A 16,813-nucleotide genomic window follows, 5' to 3' on the forward strand; every position below is an offset into this window, starting at 1 on the left:
GCGTGGTAAACAGGCGCCGAACTAGTTCCGGGGCAAGGTTGCCACCCGGACCCGATCGAACCAGCCGTCGAGCTCTTCTTCTTGGGCGGGCTCTACTGACCTGAGGAGGGCGCTGAGGGACCAGAGGGGCGCGTAGGGCTTGATCCACCTCGCGCAGCCCTCGACGTCCTCCGGATAGATACGAACCCCCCCACACTTGAGTGGTATTCCGCCTTCTTCCAACATCCTGAGGAAGCCGAAGGCAGGAAAGGCCGGGGCTGCGGGGAAGCCCGACCCGAAAGTGATCCTCTCGCCTGCCATGTCGGGATCGAAGGGCCTGGTCGCCTCTTGCTTTATGCCCATGATCTCCTGCGGGACCGGTCCCCTTACGCGTGATCCGAGACGCTCGACCTCCACCTTGGGGTTGCACCTGCGCGGTTCGAGGGCCTTATATCTTTCTTGGAAGAGCTCCCTACGCCCTTCAGGTTGGTCTCGCACGTTGCTGTCGATGATCTCAAGAAGCAACATGACCCACCCCTCCTGCGACATCAGGGCGTGATCCTGTGAGTAGGGGTGAAGCTGCTCGCGGATCCTGTTCAACGCTGTCTCGGCTAACCTCTCCGCCTCCTCAAGTTCACCGAGCTCGCTCAGCAACGCGGCGCGCTTAACGTCCCATGGTGGCGAGGTTGCTTCCCTGGCCCATTCCTGTAGTCCCGCGCGGAGCGCTTCTTGGTCGAAGCGGTACAGGTGGAACAGGCAGTCCTCGTAGAACCACCGGGAGCGCCATTCGGTTCCATGACCAACCACATCGTCAAGGCGATCCATCCACAGCCGAAATTTGCTATCGTCTTGGTCCTCCCTGGCTTCCCTGATTACGGCAAAGGACAACTCCACCCACCACTCCGCGATCGAGGCCCAATCCAGCTCCGCGTGTTCCTCCCGCCTCGGCGTTACGGTTGCCCCATCGATGCCGACCAGGTCGGGAAATGGATTGAACGACGTCAGTACCTCGACGATCTTCTCGCTCCAAACGTTGAACAGGGGAATGAGGGCCTTCTCGAGGCGCCAGTTGAACTCGTACAGTATTTCCAGGTTACGTGGTGCGGGTAGCTCTCCCAGGGATCTCAGGATAGGATCGATCCAGAATTGCGTTTCTGGCCACAGCTTGCTCCTGACTACGTAGGGGGCGACCGCCCACCCCGGGTACTCAAGCCTCTGACGCCGCCACGTCTCCAAAACCTCGGTCAACTGCTCGAGATTGTCTGCAAATCCCTGGTGGCTCGAGGGCTCCGATGGGGTGAACAGGCTTGGCCCCTCGGGCACCTCGGGCCGGTCAAAGCTTGGGCGCCAGCGGTGGCGTCTCGACGGTGGGGCGAGCCAATCGTCGGGGTCGGGGGGCTTGCCGTTCATCAGGTTCAGGAGGAGCCACTCCGTAGCCTTCTCGTGCCGCTCGTCCCGGCGCGGCCAGAGGGCGGGCGGGAATAGTGGAGAGAGGTCCACGGGGATGACGTTCCGACTCTCGAGCAATCTCCTCGTGGGGCCCGAAAGGTCGAGGAGACCGCACAGATAAACCCGCGGGGCGGAAGGACCCAGGTTGTCACGTACCCAGCCCGTCCAGCTTAGGAAGTTCGGGTCCTCCCCGGAGAATCCCAAGAGGCAGAAAGCGTTCTCCGCGATAGACTGTTGTACCAAGCTGACGAAGGGCGCGGATCTCGCCGGGTATGCGCGAAAGTCCTCCTCGGTGATGACGAAGGGTCTCTGGGATGGGAAGCTGCCGTGGAGCTTCACGATACGGGGTTGCTCGTGGGCCGGAACATCGGACGGGTCGAGCACCAAACCGTACTTGCGCTCAAACACTCGAGATCTTGCCCTCTCCAGCAGCGTGTCGTAGTTGGTAGTAAAAACGTCAGCCCACGGCAAGGAAAGGAGCATGTCGTGCAGGCGCCCGGGCTCGTAGCTGGCGTCCGGGATGCTTTCTAAGAGCAAGTTGTCTAACGCAGAGCGCCCGAAGGAGATTTCGTATTCGCTAGCGAGCCTCATAGCGCCGGACGCTGTTCCGTACAGCGCCTTCCGTCTGCCTCGAGGCCCTTCATCGGGATTGCCGGACGGGTACAGGTCCTCTAGCATGCGCTCGGCGGTGTCGCCCCACAGCGGGAACCGTGGCACACCGGGCGAGACGGTGGTCGCGTTCCTACTGAATCCGGCTCCAACCATGACCGCGGCGCGGCCGTAGTCGCGCTCGCTCCAGAGGCGTTCCCTGATACGTTGAATTTGGGGTTGATCCCTAAAGGCTACTGCCTTTGTCACAGCGAACGCCTTACGATGTGCATGAATAGAGCATTCACCCGAACCGAAGTATACAGAGTCAGGGCGTGGTCCAGGTCAGTAAGTTTTGACCTCGGAATACGCTGCTTTATGTTCACTTATGAACTTGGCGCCTTCACGCCCGAGAACGGTCACCTTACGTTTTCTGACTGTGACCAACCGACAACGAGTACGCGTACACTCCGCTCAACAGGCGGATAAAATCGTTGCGTGAGAACGCTCGACTCGGACAACCTCGACTGTTGGATTTCCTCCTGGCGAAGAGCCGTCAAGGAACCAGAGGAATTGCTCTTGGGCATAGGGAGCTTCGTGAACGTCGTGCAGGCTGCCCTCGGGGAACTCGAGCAGTGCTATCGCGTCTACGAGAAGAAGCGGGTGAAGCGCGATGGGGAGTGGTGGGAGAGCAAGGTGCTCAACCTCATGGAGAATTGCTTCCGTATGGGCACACCTACGGTTGCACTCCTTCGCGCCGAGCACGGCCAGACCATGAACGAGCTTGAGGTTTTGCTCAGTGCGGAGGGAAGTTATTATGACGTGAGCCGCATTTACCCCCTTTTGGAGGAGATTAAGGGCTCGCCTTCGCCACAGATTGTCGAGGAATACCTCCTTGAGGAACTGTTGGGTAAGGGAGATTCTCTGTCCCTCTTTGTGTTCGCGCAGCTCCTAGCCCGCCGCGCTTCCGTAAATTGGTCGGGAAAGGACCTCGAGGATTTGCCCAAGACGATCCTCACGCGGTCGTACGTCTCGTCGCTACTGAAGTCTCATGTTGGCCATCTGGGCGATGACGCAGTGCTCGGGCGGGAAGTCGAGGCGGTCTGGCAGGGGATCCTCCGTGAAGCGTCCGATTCACGCCTTGCGCGGGCTTCGGGGTCGGGTTCGCTCCTCGACGCGTTCGGGGATGATGGCTTCTGGCAGAGGCTTGCGTACCGCTTCCTCGAGGACCTTGGGAGGGCTTGGGCCCGTGTCCTGCGCGGTCGCGGCGTCTCGGAGGGTGGTGTAACCGACAGGAAGCCTCTTCTCTCCTTCGACGAGGAGGGGCTCAAGGAGATAGGTCGAGAGACTGTGCGCGGGTACGCGCGAACCCTTCTCCTCAGGATGCTCCACGTCGGCGGCGGGTTGTCGAAGAGAATCCCAGAGGCGACCGAGGGGCTGGGACACCGGCTTCACGGCAAGCTGGCCGAAGCGGGGGTGTTCGTAGAAGAGGCATCGCGTTGGGGCGAGCCCCACGAAGACGTCGTCGCTAGAACTGCGCTCGCGGCTACGATCAACGCCTCGGTCCGGCACCTTTGCGCGGAACTGGCCGATCTCGCGACGGCCGACGCATCCACAGCGTTTCTTCTGGAGCTCGGGCGCTTGCTAGATGGGACGATGGCAAGGGATGCCGCCGAAGGTGTCTTGTGGGGGCACGAGGGCCTCGATGAGCAATGCGCGGTGGTCCTGGCTCAGAAGGACGTCCAGCTGGAGCTTGCCAAGCTCCTAATTCCCCTCTCCGAAAGCGTACTTGCCCGGGTCACCCTGGCTGCTGTTCAGGGAGAACCCGCTGCCGAGGGTTCCGTCGCCCGGTTTTGGGCGCAGTGGAAGGAGTCTTTCGCGCGGGAGTTCGGGGTGTTCGAGTACCTGCCGTGGGACGCGGTCGGCGAGGAGGACCTGCGTCGCATGCTCGACGAGCTAATCGGGCGTCTTGCAGGACCGAAGGAAAAATGGAGCGCCGTCTTCCGGGTAGGGGGGGTCGACCTGGAGCACTACCCGGAGGGATCTGTGCTGCGCATGGGCGACGTGGCGCTCTACGATCCGGGCGTCTACGACTTCGGGGAGGGCCGATGGAGGTTTTTGGAGAAGGAGACGCACGGTCCATACGCCGTTGCCAGGGTGAAGGTGGAGGCTGACGGGCCCGTCGACGCCGAACGGGCCGGGCGGCGCAGGCTTGCGGATGCACTCAACGTTCTAACCTTCGCGTACTCCAACCCCCGGAGGAACGTGGGCGGCTTCAAGGGCGAGGTACTACCGGGGGTCTACGTCTGTAAAGCGGACGGCAGCCGGGGGCAGTACCGTCCCCGACAGCGGGGAGCAAGAACGCCGATGGTGGTGCGCACGAGTGATCGAGACATTAGCGGGCTCGCGGCCGCTTACCGGGGATGCTGGCTTCGGTTCCGAACTCGGGGAGCGACGAGGGGAAGCCGGGAGAGATACGCCCGGGGTTTCTCAGGGCGGCCCATTGGTACGCGAGGGTTACTGGGAGCCGGAGCCCGTGCAGAAGTTCTTGACGCACTGGATCGGGCTCGAGCACCTCTTCGTCGGGGGAGAAGGGAGCAAAAAGCCGCTCGTCGTCGAGGTTCCGAGGCTCGTCGTGAACTGGCGCCAACTGCGGGGGTTGATGTTTGTTGGCATGACGCTGCGGGAGCTCGTGGGCCGCATAGAAGGTATCGCTCCGCTGAGGACGGAGGCCGATAAGCGGCTTTATCTGGAGGGCTGGAACGAGGACCCCCGAGTACTCCTGAACCCCGCGAAGGTCAAGATGTTCGCCCTCCTCGCCTCCAAGCACGACTCCGCATTGGCACACCGTCTGAGCCAATTCATCGAAGAGCTCCGCGAGCTTGCCAAGGACTACGAGGGGGTAGCGGGCGAGGTGGAGGATCAGCGGGAGCGGGAGAGCTTCAAGCTCGCACTGCTAAGCAGCGCCAGGAACGATACGTGCATGAGGCGCGACGCGACCACCCAAACATCGAGGCGTACGCGGAGAAGATCGAACAGGTGCTCGCGGACGTTCTGGACAGGATCGTTGCCGACGCGCTGGAGGAGAAGCCCGGAATGGACCTCGTCAAGCAACTCGCGGCGCGCGAGGAGGAGCAGCCGTGGCTCGAAGGCCGACGAGGGCTCCCTGTGACGAAGGAGGTCCTGGAGCGGCTCCTAGAAGCAGGCGGAAATGACCTGGACGACGAACGCGAGGACGACTCCGCGAGCCTTCTCGATAAGGCACGAGCCAAACGGGCAGAAGCGCTTTGAACATCGGAACCGTAGTTGTTGACGCCGCGCTGGCCCTCAAGTGGGTCTCAAGGGAGCCATTCTCAAGGATCGCGAAGGAGTTGCTGCGGGAGTGGAAGGAGAGGGACGTCGGGACGATCGCGCCAGGGCTGCTCCCATACGAGGTAGCCGAAGTCCTACGTAAGCGTGTCGAGAGGGGAGAGTTGTCCCCCAAGAAGGCCCGGGACCGCTTGAAAGCGATCATGGATGCTGGTCCAGTCCTCCTGGACCTGAAGGCGCTGCACAACGAGGCTCTTGAGCTAGCATATGTGCTGGAGCGTCCCTCCGCCTACGAAGCCCACTACCTAGCCCTGGCCGAAAGGGAGGACTGCGAACTTTGGACGGGGGACAGGACCTTTTGGGAGGTCGCCAAAGACGCGTACCCGAGGGTGAGGTGGGTCGGCGAGGGGCCAAACCGTCCGGCAGCGGAGGAGGATCTGAAAGGGTGGGGCACGACGGACGGAGCTCCGTAGGAGGCCTACCGTGGCGGACAGGACCTACTGAGGACCTTTAGCCCAGTTGATCTTAAACTATGGCCGTGCCTGAAGCAACCAACTGGCAAAGCTTCCTTTTGGAAAGTGCGACCAAATCGGCGGTATGTTCTAAGGCCGCTAACTCTTCATTGGTGATCACTATAATTCGCTCCGAGTTGGCAGCGGCGAAGCGCGAAGAATGGGTGGACGCGGAGGGGGCTCGCGTCCACCTGAAAAGGACCAAGAAACAGTTTGAGAGGATCGTCCCGCATCTTCCGAGGCACTATGTCAGCGAGCGCGGGATCCTCTACAACGTGAGGGAACTCGACGAGTGACCCATGCGCCGGTAGCGGGCTGGCGCGGAAGAACGTCACGCTAGGCGTCGGCTACCACGAGGTCGTTGTCGTCGGCTGCTTCCAGCACCGCCGCCCGCAGCACCTCGTCGTCGAGCGTCATGACGCGCTCCGGCGGGCATTCTAATGCGCCTGACGCCCGTTCGTAGAGGGCGATAGCATCTTCGTCGTTGTGGGCGTTGAGGTAGAGAACGCCGTCCACCTCTCCGTAGACCTCGGGCGTCTCGTAGAAGTGGCGCGACCAGGTCTGAGAAAGTTGCCTCTCGGAAACCTTAGCTATCGCGGCCTTCGTCCCTGCTCTCATGGCCCCGTTGTGCCGTAGGTCTAGCAGCCGCAGGTCGCGTCGTAGGATCGGCGATGCGATGTGATGCCGGTCGAGGTCTACCACCCCCGTGTCGCCGAAGATCTCCACCAGGCAGCCGGAGAGGGTTCGGGCGGCGTAGTAGATGCCGCGCTCTGCGTCTTCCCCCGGCGTTCCGTCCTCGTCCCCCAGATGGTGATCGAAACGGAGCAGGGGACCGTACGAGCGGAAGCCCGTCTCCGTCGCCCCGTGGCGGGAGGGGTCGAACAACCTGACCAGGCGACTTCCGGAAGGGAGATCATGGAACAGAGGATTGGGTCTGCGCCGCGGCGGCGGAAGGTCGACGACGACCAAGCTAGCTGGCCCCGACCGTCGCCGCCGCGCTCCTTACCGCCTGGATCCGTCCCCTCCTCAACGCCTCGAGCGGGGTTTCCCCCTCCAGGTATACGTTGGGCCTCATGAACCAACTCGCCTTCGCCAGCGGCGAGGCGTGCAGGGATTGCAGTGCCTCCGGCAGCCCCTCGACGACGCCGTCCGGGCCTCCGGGGTCGAACTGCCAGGCCGGGAACCTCCAGGCTCCCCGATCCAAAATGGCCAGTAAGGTATCGACTTTCACGCGGTCGTGGGGCGTTTGGCGAGTGGTGCCGAGCAGGTCCGCAACCTGCGAGGCGGTCAGCGACCCTTCAAGCAACTCCCTGCGACGCTTGAAAGACCGAGCCAGGGTAGCCATCTCGAGGGCGGACCTCTCCTGACGCCCGTGTTCGCGTCCGCCGGTCAGGTCCGTCACGAGCTCCCTGTGTTTCTCGGGCACCTCCGGTGATTCGAGCGCCCGCTCTATGCGAGAGGAGACGGCCTCCAAATCCTCCGCCGAAGATTGCTCCAACAGGTGCTGCAGGGCCTCGACCGTACGAGAGGCAGCCTTCTTGTGGCGCGCCTTGGCGGCAGCTCCCTTGGCGGTAGGGGCGGGAGCGGAGATCCTAAAGGTCAAGCGGTCCACCATGGCCTTCACCCTCTCGATACAACTTTACACTCCGGAATATACTTACTACTGTAAGAGATGTCAAGTAAGAGAATTGCCTGGGCAGCTCACGAACGTACGGGACGGAAACTGCATACCGCTGATTAATGCAGGGATGGACGGAATCCAGCGTAAGCCGAGGTACATCAACGACCGCACCATGAGGGCCGTAAACCAACCCCGTACGGCAGCTCTATTGCAAGCGGTTCGACCTCGTAGTAAGATTTTCTTACTATGAGTAAGAAGACAGCTATGACGCGCGACGAGGTGAGGGCGGTACTGACCGAGGTATTGGTGGAGATCCAGGACCTGGGTGGGGAAGAGGTGCCCGAGATCGATGATCAGACCTGCCCTATGAAGGACCTCGCGGACTTTGACAGCTTAAGCGCCATGGAGGCGGTGACCCAGTTGTCGGAGAGGTTGTCGGAGAAGCTGGACCCCACGCTCTTCTGGCAGAAGGACCGCACGCCCCTTAGCATCGAGGAGATAGTGGACCGTATTTGCCGGACGATCGGTGTCGGGGAAGGAGGTAGCCGTGAGTGAGGTGGATCCCAGGCGGATGGCGTTGGCCGAGAGGCTCCGCACGGCGAGGGAGATGGCCGGGCTTTCTCAAGGACAGGTGGCGAAGAGGCTCGGGCTTCACAGGCCTTCGGTGTCGGAGATGGAGGCGGGACGCAGGCGAGTTTCTGCGGAAGAGCTCGCCGAGCTTGCCGACCTTTACGCGGTGGATCTCTCCTGGCTGGCCGGTGGAGAGGCCACCCCGGATGAGCATCAAGCCCGCGTGGAACTCGCGGCGCGGGAGCTCTCCAAACTTCGTGAGGAAGACCTGGACCGAGTGCTCAAAATGCTCTCGGCCCTCCGAAAGGATTAGGAGACTGGCGGTTTGGTGGCGAACGGCAGCAGGACATCGACGGTGAAGCGGCGCAAGGATTTGGCGTTGGACGCCCTAGGACGGGCGCTGAGGCTGCGGGGCGAGATGGGCATAAAGCCGCAAGCCCCCGCCTCCGTCTTCGACGTCATCGACAAACTCGGCATAAAGTTGAGGTTCATGCCGATCCCTAGCTTGGAGGGCGTGTACCGGGGTCGGCCGAATCCGGTCATCCTGGTGTCGTCCGAACGCCCTCCGGGACGCCAGGCTTATACGGGGGCGCACGAGCTCGGGCACCACGTCTACGGTCACGGGGTGGCGGTGGGCGTGCCGAGCGACGATGCGGGGCAGGAACCGCCCGAGAGCGTCGGCCCCGAAGAGTATCTTGCGGATCGCTTCGCCGGCTTCTTCCTGATGCCGAAGACGGCCGTCAAGTACGGTTTCCGGGCGCGTGGCTGGGAGCCTAAGGAGTGCACTCCTCGTCAGGTCTACACGGTCGCGGGCTGGCTGGGCGTGGGCTACGCCGCGCTCGTGCACCACATGCGCGGCAGCCTACGCATGCTGGCCTACCCGCACTCCGCCCGCCTCCTGAAAGCAACCCCGAAGGACATCCGCGCCGGTATCTTGGGCAGGGAGGTTCGCGAGAACCTCCTCGTCGTGGGCGAGAAGTGGACGGACCGGGCCGTGGACGTCCAGGTCGGCGACCTTATCCTGCTGCCTTCCGGCACGCGTTACGAGGGGAAAAACCTCCGGGTGGTCGAGGAGACCGAGCGGGCCGTACTGCTGACCGCCACCGCGCCAGGCATAGGGCGGGTCCACCGCCCGGAGTCCGGGTGGGCGGCTTTCGTACGCGTCTCTCGGCGAAACTACGTGGGATTGGGTCCGTACCGCCATTGGGAGGACCCCGACTACGAGGCCGAAGATGATTGAGCCTCCTCATTACCTGGTGGAGGGCGATCTCTCTCGTGCTTGGGCGCGAGCTTTCTTGTCCGCCATGGAGACGGGCGTGGACGAGATCTCGCCGCTCTGCGTGACGGTGCGCGGCTTGGACGAGGGACGGCCGGTGGAGGAGCCCGCCATTAGGCAGGCCTTGGACAAGGCGCTGGCGGCTCAAGGCGAGTTTCCATGTCTCACCGTGGCCAACACCATCTTCCCGAGAAGACGCTGGAAGCCCGAGCTTGGGCGCGAGCGGCTGTTCGAGCGTTACGCGAAGATGCTCCCCACGATCAAGGCTGCCGACAAGCGGAGAAACCAGAATGGTACTTACTTCGAGCGTATGATCGCCTTCGGTCCCGAACGGCCCGGCTTGGGGAAGATCAACCAACTGGAGCACATCATCTCCACTTACAAGGAGCGCGGCAATCATAGGCGTAGCGCGCTGCAGGCTTCGATCTTCGATCCGGCGAAGGACCACACGCATCAACGTCAGCGCGGCTTCCCGTGCCTGCATCAGGTCTCCTTCGTTCCCCTCGAGGACGGCAAGTTGGCCGTGACCGGGTTCTACGCCACGCAGTACCTGTTCGAGAAGGCCTACGGCAACTACCTGGGCCTCCACGATCTCGGGCGCTTCGTGGCCTACGAGCTCGACCGCGAGCTCGCCGAACTCAACTGCATCGCGAGCGTGGCCAAGCGGGGCGACCCCACCAAGGGCCGCCTCGCGAACCTGGCCGCAGAGTTGAGGACGATTTTGGGCGAGCCTGGGGGAGGCGCGCCGGACCGCGAGGAGGTGACGTGATGCGGCAGGGCGATCGCGGCCGCCTCGTCGTCTTCGAGGGACCGGACGGGGTCGGAAAGACGACCCTGGCGCAGGCCTTGGTGGATAAGCTAATCAGGCGGGGTGTTCGGTGCGAGTACTTCTCGTTCCCGGGGAGGGAGCCGGGCACCCTGGGCCGCCTCGTCTACGAGGTCCATCACGACCCGGGCAAATTCGGCATCGATCGTATGAACCCCACCAGCCTGCAGGTGCTGCACATCGCGGCGCACCTAGACGCCATCGAGGGGCACATACTGCCCGCTTTGAGGGCAGGCCGCTCGGTGGTTTTGGATCGCTTCTGGTGGTCCACGTTCGTGTACGGTATCGTGGGCGGCGTGGATCGCGACTCCTTGGACGCCATGATCGCGCTCGAGCTCGAGAGCTGGACGACCGGCGCGAAGCCGATCGTCGCGTTCCTCGTAACCCGTCAGAGCCCGCTACGGCGGGAGGGCCCTGACGAGCGCTGGCGAGAGCTGCGTGCTGCGTACGAGAACCTCGGCCGCGAGCAAGCGAGCCACCACCCCGTCGAGACGATCTACAACGAGTCGTCGCTGGACGAGGCGCTGGGTTTTGTGTTGCGGATTTTCGAAAGGGAGCATGGACTTTAATCGCGACTCCTCGGGAGGACGCGACGAAATGCACCAACCGAAGCTCGGGCTCCTCCAAAAGGAGCCCGCCGTTCGCCCAAGAGATCGAGCCCCGACCCTCTTCTCCGGTCTTGCGCCGGCGAGACCCACCGAGGTTTACGACACCTTCTGGTACTTCGCGGCGGAGCGCCAGGCGGTTTTCTTCGAGCGCCTCAAGGGACGACCGTACCCGTGGACCGAGGACCCCATCTTGAAGCGCTATAAGTTCACGAACGCCTACCGCGCCTCGGACCGGGTGAGCCAATACCTGATCCAAAACGTTATCTACGGCGGCGACCAGGACGCGCGGGAGGTCTTCTTCCGCACGATCCTCTTCAAAATCTTCAACCGCATCGGCACCTGGGAGATGCTAGAGGAAGAGTTTGGCTGCGTCTCCTACGCCGATTATTCCTTCGAGGAGTACGACGCCTTGTTGACGCGCGCTATCGAGAGTGGCAGGCGCATCTTTTCGGCCGCGTACATCATGCCGTCGGGCGGCAAGAGGATCGGACGTCCAAGGAAACACAGCCGTTACCTGGAGCTACTCGGGTGGATGATGGAGGACGGCCTTCCGGAGAGCCTGACCGAAGCGCGAAACATGCGCGAGGCCTTCGAACTGCTGCGCGGTTATCCCATGATCGGCGACTTCCTCGCCTACCAGTACGCCACGGACTTGAACTACAGCGAGATCACTGACTTCGGGGAGATGGAGTTCGTGATGCCCGGGCCCGGCGCCCGCAACGGCATCCACAAATGTTTCGAGGACCTCGGGGGCCTGAGCGAGGTGGATATCATCAAGGTGGTCGCCGAGCGTCAGGAGGAGGAGTTCGAGCGACTTGGCCTCGAGTTTGAGTCGCTGTGGGGACGGCCCTTGCAGCTTATCGACTGCCAGAACCTCTTCTGCGAGGTGGACAAGTACGCTCGGGTCGCCCACCCCTATGCGCGGGGCGTCACGCACCGCATGCGCATCAAACAGACCTACAGTTTTAATCCCGAGCCCGTGAGCTACTGGTACCCGCCGAAGTGGGGCATCAACCACCTCATTCCAAGGTCGGAGACGGAGGCGTAGGGGTGCGCCTGTTCGAGGGGGAGACGGCTAACGAGGCTTGGAGCAAGGCAGCGACTGCTTTCCTGGTAGAAGGCGAGGCTCAGGGGCAGGCCAGCCGCGCGGGCTCGACCTGCGAGATCCTTCATGCCGTTCTATCGATCCGTAACCCCCTAGAACGCTGGGTGCTCGCTCGAGAGCCGGCCATCAACCCGGCCTTCGCCATAGCGGAGACGGCCTGGATACTCGCCGGTCGCGACGACTCGGCGCTGCCGAACCACTGGTATCCGGGCCTACCGAGTTACACGGGGCCCGGGGAGCGATACCACGGCGCCTATGGGCACCGCTTGAGGCGTCGTTTCGGCCTCGATCAGCTGGAGAGGGCCTACTTGGCGCTACGTAGCAACCCCGACAGCAGGCAAGTCGTCTTGCAGATCTGGGACGCCGACCTCGACATGCCCGACGAGGAGGGGCGTCCCGCAAGCCAGGACGTCCCCTGCAACGTGCTGTGCATGTTGAAGGTTCGAAACGGAAAGCTCCAGTGGACGCAGGTCATGCGCAGCAACGACCTGTTCCATGGCATCCCCTACAACCTCGTGCAGTTCACCACCCTGCAGGAGGTGATAGCCGGTTGGCTGGGGCTCGAGGTGGGCGTGTACGACCATCTAAGCGACAGCCTGCACGTTTACGAAAGCGACCTGGCAAAGGCAAGAAAGTTCGACGAGCAGTTGAAAATTGCCCCCAACACGGACTCGCTGCGTTTGTCGAAGGCAGAGTCGGACGAAACTTTCGCCCTGCTGGTGGCCCGCTTGGACGCGATGACAAAAGAACACCTGACAGAGAGACGCATGCGGGAGATTGTGGACGAGGGTGACCTCCCCGAAGCGTTTCAGAATGTTCTTCGAATTGCTGCTGCAGACTCGGCTCGTCGGAGAATGTGGATGCGGTTGTCCAAAGAAGTGGCATTGGGTTGCACCAATGCTGCCCTCTTACAGGCTTGGGGGAGATGGGTATCGAGGACGGGAACGCGTTGACGGCCCATGCAAGCGGTACACCTTCTGCGGGCAAAGGTGGGGGGCATCAGGTGTGAGAGGCCTCTCGGACAAAAGCCTCCTACTCCCCTGGTGACAGGCGGTCTTGAGCGACGAAACCTGGACGCCCGAGGCGAGACGATGGTCGTGCGGGCGTACGCCCCACCAGAGGACGAGAGCAGCATGCGCTTGAGGATAGCAGCGACCCGCTACGGCGTGCATCAAGGCTGTTGGTCCTTACCGCAACCGAACGGTCAACACAGCACAATGGGTTGTAGGGAAAGTGAGGTTTGTATAAATGAGGAGAAGCTGCGGCACGGGACGGAGGAACGCCGAAGGAGCTAGGTTTTCTCCTAGCTCTCTAGTCGGGTGGGTGGTACCTGTGATCGGCTTGGTGCCTCTCTCGGTGGGGGCAGCCGGCTGGATATCGTTGTACTTGAACGCCTTGGTTCAGGGGACCGGAGAGGCTTGGAGTAACTTCTTAGAGGCAAACACGGGAACTGTGGTGGGCTACGGTTTGACAGTAACGTTACTCCCTTTACTGGCCCAGCCGTTCTTGCTGATCATAGTCGCCGCAGAGTTGGTGCTCCTCGGGACGGCATGCTGGGCGCTTTCTAAAGCGGGACGACTCCTCGACCTTAACCGCCTAGGGACTGCCGTACGAACGCTCGCCTGCAAACTACCTTACCGCGAAGAACTTTCCCGCCTCGTCCTCTCGCATGGGGTTCGGACAAAATTGGTGGAGACGCTGAGGGTGCTCATTCCCATGCTGGAGCACAAAACCCCGAACAGACCCTACCGAGCTGTACTCCTCTTCGTTGCTCTGCCTACCCTCTCACTGGTGGTTGCATCATTCTCCACCTTGATGCTCATCGCGGCCGCCAACTCAGGAGCGTCCTGGATTCCATCCGTACTGCAGTTCGCCTCGACCGCGATCGGGTACGTCGGAGCGGCCTCCGGCGTAATAGTGCTGGCCAGCTTGGGCGTATCTCTGGCAGATCCCGATCCCCTCCCTCGTGTCACCGATTGGAGGGGTGTTCTAGCCGCCACCGCCATGTTGTATGCCTGCATGGTAGTCTCCACGGTCTTAGCCGTCGTTGCTTGACGTACGGGACGCTTGGCGAGAGGACGCGCTTGTCTAGAGCAGCCGCAGCAGCCGATCGAGCAAGAGTAGCGTAGGCCATGGAAGCTGTAGTGCTTGGGATCGCGATCAATTTGGCGTCTAGCTTGATGGTAGCGGGCGCTGGTCGGCTCGTGGAGGCGACGCTCGGCGACGAGCAAGAAGCGGCCCTGGAGGAAGCGTTCGCTGGGGCGATGGCCGCTATGCTCGTCGAGATTGCGCGGCACGCGCGGCTGGACCGCAACCTTCCGGCGCGCCTGGAGGAGGAATTCGGGGGGTTCTTCGGAGACGAATGGGTCGCGCAGACGCTCCTGAGCGTGGCGCTTGACTCCAGGGTGCCGCCCGTCCAAGAGCTACGCCGAAGATACGAGGCCATGGGGTTCGACCCAGGCGCGCTACCGATAAGCTTCGACAGGGCCATGCGCCTTTTCGCCCACGAACTGGCCACGAGGGTCCGCGACGACGCGAGGTCCGGGGGGGCGCTGGCCGACTTGGTGGTAGTTTCGGATGTCGAGGCGGTACGGGAGATGCTCCGGCAGTTGATCGAAGCGCAGGGCCGCACGGGGCCGGACGTAGACGAGCTGTGGAGGGAAACCCAAGCCCGATGCGCGGAGCGCTGGCAGCGGCTAGGGCTGTCGCGTGATGAGGCTTTCGGGCTGGCAGACGACCTGACGGTGGGGGGCCCCGGCCCCCAGGCCCGGTCTGGGTTTCGAGGTCGTCTCATGATCGTGACGGCCGAGGTCGGCTCCGGCAAGTCCCTCCTACTGGACCGTCTCTTCCAGAGGGCCGTGGTGCGGCTGCGCGAGGAAGCCAACGCTCCGGCTCCGGCCTTCGTGGAGGCATGGGAGGTGACGGGGCGTCTCACGGACGTCGTGGTGCAGAAGACGTCTGCTCTGCCCGATCCGAGGAGGCATGGTGCTGCCGTATTCGTCGACGGGGCCGAGGAACCGGGGAGGGCTGTCGCAGTCCGTCTGCTGAAAGAAGCACGCATCCTGGTCGAGACCTGGCCGGATACCACGGTCGTAATCGCAGGCCGTCCTCTACCAGATCTCGTCGGACAGGAGGAGACGTTTTACGTCCCGGAGTTGGACGTGGAGGAGCAAGAGGCTTTGATCGAGCGTATCGCGGCAAGGGAGGTCACACCCGGTCTCATCCGCTCGTGGCCCGATTCTGTGCGAGAAGCGATAAAGCGCCCTCTGTTTGCCACACTCATGGCGCTAGACCTCCGGAGCTACGACATCCGCAACCCGCGCTCGACCGGTGAGTTGCTCTCCGGGCTGGTCGAGAGGGCGTTCGAGCGCACCGGCGAAACGGTAGAGACCGGTTTGCTCGTGCGCCTGGCCGTGGCATGCATCGACAGCGAGGGTTTCGTCAGGGCGGCCGACGTGGCATCCACTGCGGAGGTGTCGCGCCTGCGTGCGACGGGCCTCGTGGTCGAGAGAGACGGCGCTGTTGGTCTCTCCCTGCAAATACTTACCGAGTGGTTCGCGGCGCAGGCCCTCGAGGAGGGATTCGTGGATGCCCGAGACCTCGCTGGGGATCTCGCTCGGCTCGAGCGCTGGCGCTACCCGCTGGTGATGGCTACCAGCGCTTTCGGTTACACCCGCATTAGGGAGGTGCTCGACCCTATCGTAAGGGGCACCCCGGGATTTGCTTCGCAGGTCGTGGAGGAGGGTCTCGCACGGCCGGGCTTCTCGGAGGACGCACCTCTCACGCCGCCTCAGCAGTTCGCCGCCCAGATGCGGGAGACGATGGAGTCCTGGGTGGCGGGCATCGGGCCCTTGGCCTCGCTTGTAGCACCCGTGCGAGAGGACGGGAGCGTCTCCACCCTCGGGATCAGCGTTTTCGGCGGGCGAGTAACCCAACAGTCATGGTACGAAGGTTCGGAGGACCTCGGAGACGTCGTCTCCATGGAGGAGTACCCGTCGGAGTTTCCGTCGAACATCCGGTGGCGCGTGACCCGCTCTGTCGGGCCCCGCCGTCAGCCCGCCTGGGCGTGGCGGTACGCGCTGGAAGACCAACGTAGGAAGCTTTCGGAGCTGCTCAAGTTCCGGCGCCTCCCGATTCACGGGGGTCTCCTGGCCGAGGAAGCGGCCTGGGACGCAGCGTACGAGTTGCGCAGCAGGTACGACAAGGGATACCGCTATTGGGACCCCATCCCGCTCGACGCCCTCGAGCGCTACATGGACCACGCGGGGTGGGACCGCGAGGTGTACACCGTCACTCGGATCCAGCGGTACGACCTGAGGTATAAACTACGCTACTTGAAGGACGAGATTCGTCGCATGCGCGAGGCCGGCGAGGAGGAACTGAGGGCGCCGTGGCCACACCGCAATCTCAAACCGGGTGACCCACGCATCCGCACACATGGCGAGGGCGCGATGAGCAGTCACTGGTTGTGGGAACCTTACTCCCCGGAGGTTCTCTTGGAGCTGTCAAGGGTCGTTGTCGGTGGCGCGCTAGAGGCATACCGCCGGTTCGTAGAGGCTCACTTCGCACGGCTGGCTCCCCACTTACGGATCGCCGTGATGCTGCCCGCGCGCCTAAAGGGCGTGCTCGTGCTGAACCACTTAACGGAGCCTCAGCTCAGGCCTTACATGGCTTGGCACCTAAACCCGTTGCCGCGTGGGAGCAACACCGAGGTGCGGATCGAGATCGGCGAGCAACGGGCAAGCCGGGAACGTATGCTCGCCGTACAGGACCGAATACAAGAGTTGCGCCCTGAAGCCGCTGCATGGTTACTCCCTACAGAATACGCCTCCTCGGAATTCTACGGCCGCAACCCGATTAGGGAGCTGGCCTATCAGTTATTGTGGAACGACCTCGAGCGGATTTCTTGGGTGGATGGCACCTTCCCACAGGGGCATCTGTAAGCGATGTTCTTGCGGTGTGCCCGGAGC

The 16,813-nt window shown here is 62.8% G+C and carries 16 protein-coding genes; 13 read left to right on the plus strand and 3 right to left on the minus strand.

Annotated elements, in window-relative coordinates:
• Window positions 1–21 precede the first annotated feature (21 nt).
• Window positions 22–2,286, minus strand: coding sequence for an SIR2 family NAD-dependent protein deacylase (locus tag GBA65_RS07090; protein WP_166395969.1), 2,265 nt, complete (start codon window positions 2,284–2,286; stop codon window positions 22–24).
• Window positions 2,287–2,514: 228 nt separating this feature from the next.
• On the opposite strand from GBA65_RS07090, the gene GBA65_RS07095 reads away from it, so the two are divergent.
• The 4 genes from GBA65_RS07095 (at window position 2,515) to GBA65_RS25085 (ending at window position 6,133) form a co-directional block, all read left to right on the plus strand.
• Window positions 2,515–4,755 carry a hypothetical protein gene (locus GBA65_RS07095; protein ID WP_207956209.1) on the plus strand — a complete coding sequence of 747 codons (2,241 nt, stop codon included), beginning with the start codon at window positions 2,515–2,517 and terminating at the stop codon, window positions 4,753–4,755.
• A 300-nt stretch (window positions 4,756–5,055) separates the two neighbouring features.
• A complete protein-coding gene (locus tag GBA65_RS07100) occupies window positions 5,056–5,307 on the plus strand; it encodes a hypothetical protein (protein WP_166395971.1) in 252 nt (83 codons plus the stop codon).
• The gene (locus GBA65_RS07105; protein ID WP_166395972.1) at window positions 5,304–5,798 is read left to right on the plus strand and encodes a type II toxin-antitoxin system VapC family toxin; all 495 of its coding nucleotides are present in this window, start codon (window positions 5,304–5,306) and stop codon (window positions 5,796–5,798) included. The genes GBA65_RS07100 and GBA65_RS07105 overlap by 4 nt, the downstream gene beginning before the upstream one ends.
• Before the next feature lie 203 nt (window positions 5,799–6,001).
• The gene (locus tag GBA65_RS25085; RefSeq protein ID WP_266096552.1) at window positions 6,002–6,133 is read left to right on the plus strand and encodes a hypothetical protein; all 132 of its coding nucleotides are present in this window, start codon (window positions 6,002–6,004) and stop codon (window positions 6,131–6,133) included.
• A 40-nt stretch (window positions 6,134–6,173) separates the two neighbouring features.
• Here GBA65_RS25085 and GBA65_RS07115 read toward each other — a convergent pair whose 3' ends face one another.
• Together GBA65_RS07115 and GBA65_RS07120 are read right to left on the minus strand one after the other, a co-directional pair.
• Window positions 6,174–6,806, minus strand: a complete 633-nt coding sequence (locus GBA65_RS07115) for an RES domain-containing protein (RefSeq protein WP_166395974.1) — start codon at window positions 6,804–6,806, stop codon at window positions 6,174–6,176.
• A gap of 1 nt (window position 6,807) precedes the next feature.
• A complete protein-coding gene (locus tag GBA65_RS07120) occupies window positions 6,808–7,440 on the minus strand; it encodes a hypothetical protein (protein ID WP_166395975.1) in 633 nt (210 codons plus the stop codon).
• A gap of 282 nt (window positions 7,441–7,722) precedes the next feature.
• Here GBA65_RS07120 and GBA65_RS07125 point away from each other — a divergent pair, with 282 nt between their 5' ends.
• From GBA65_RS07125 to GBA65_RS07165, 9 genes are all read left to right on the plus strand, one after another.
• On the plus strand, window positions 7,723–8,013 hold the full coding sequence (locus GBA65_RS07125; protein WP_166395976.1) for an acyl carrier protein: 291 nt from the start codon (window positions 7,723–7,725) through the stop codon (window positions 8,011–8,013).
• The gene (locus tag GBA65_RS07130; protein ID WP_207956210.1) at window positions 8,006–8,341 is read left to right on the plus strand and encodes a helix-turn-helix domain-containing protein; all 336 of its coding nucleotides are present in this window, start codon (window positions 8,006–8,008) and stop codon (window positions 8,339–8,341) included. Before GBA65_RS07125 ends, GBA65_RS07130 begins: the two co-directional genes overlap by 8 nt.
• 15 nt (window positions 8,342–8,356) lie before the next feature.
• Window positions 8,357–9,268: an ImmA/IrrE family metallo-endopeptidase gene (locus tag GBA65_RS07135; protein WP_228281918.1), complete on the plus strand. Its 912-nt coding sequence runs from the start codon at window positions 8,357–8,359 to the stop codon at window positions 9,266–9,268.
• Window positions 9,269–9,323: 55 nt separating this feature from the next.
• Entirely contained in the window at window positions 9,324–10,073 is a 750-nt protein-coding gene (locus GBA65_RS07140; protein WP_166395978.1) for a thymidylate synthase, read from the plus strand.
• Window positions 10,073–10,699: a dTMP kinase gene (locus tag GBA65_RS07145; protein ID WP_228281921.1), complete on the plus strand. Its 627-nt coding sequence runs from the start codon at window positions 10,073–10,075 to the stop codon at window positions 10,697–10,699. The genes GBA65_RS07140 and GBA65_RS07145 overlap by 1 nt, the downstream gene beginning before the upstream one ends.
• Window positions 10,700–10,727: 28 nt before the next feature.
• A complete protein-coding gene (locus tag GBA65_RS07150) occupies window positions 10,728–11,786 on the plus strand; it encodes a nucleotide kinase domain-containing protein (RefSeq protein ID WP_207956211.1) in 1,059 nt (352 codons plus the stop codon).
• A gap of 2 nt (window positions 11,787–11,788) precedes the next feature.
• Window positions 11,789–12,796, plus strand: coding sequence for a thymidylate synthase (locus tag GBA65_RS07155; protein WP_166395981.1), 1,008 nt, complete (start codon window positions 11,789–11,791; stop codon window positions 12,794–12,796).
• Between the two features lie 379 nt (window positions 12,797–13,175).
• A complete protein-coding gene (locus GBA65_RS07160; protein WP_166395982.1) occupies window positions 13,176–13,898 on the plus strand; it encodes a hypothetical protein in 723 nt (240 codons plus the stop codon).
• A gap of 77 nt (window positions 13,899–13,975) precedes the next feature.
• Window positions 13,976–16,786 (plus strand): NACHT domain-containing protein, encoded by a 2,811-nt coding sequence (locus GBA65_RS07165; protein WP_166395983.1) that lies wholly within the window; start codon window positions 13,976–13,978, stop codon window positions 16,784–16,786.
• Window positions 16,787–16,813: the final 27 nt, after the last annotated feature.

The sequence above is a fragment of the Rubrobacter marinus genome (genome assembly GCF_011492965.1).
In the GTDB taxonomy this organism is placed as follows: Bacteria; Actinomycetota; Rubrobacteria; order Rubrobacterales; family Rubrobacteraceae; genus Rubrobacter_F; species Rubrobacter_F marinus.

Coding starts and splice junctions, on each gene's coding strand:
- GBA65_RS07125 (WP_166395976.1), top strand. CDS start 7,723: ATGACGCGCGACGAGGTGAGGGCGGTACTGACCGAGGTATTGGTGGAG.
- GBA65_RS07145 (WP_228281921.1), top strand. CDS start 10,073: ATGCGGCAGGGCGATCGCGGCCGCCTCGTCGTCTTCGAGGGACCGGAC.
- GBA65_RS07150 (WP_207956211.1), top strand. CDS start 10,728: ATGCACCAACCGAAGCTCGGGCTCCTCCAAAAGGAGCCCGCCGTTCGC.
- GBA65_RS07165 (WP_166395983.1), top strand. CDS start 13,976: ATGGAAGCTGTAGTGCTTGGGATCGCGATCAATTTGGCGTCTAGCTTG.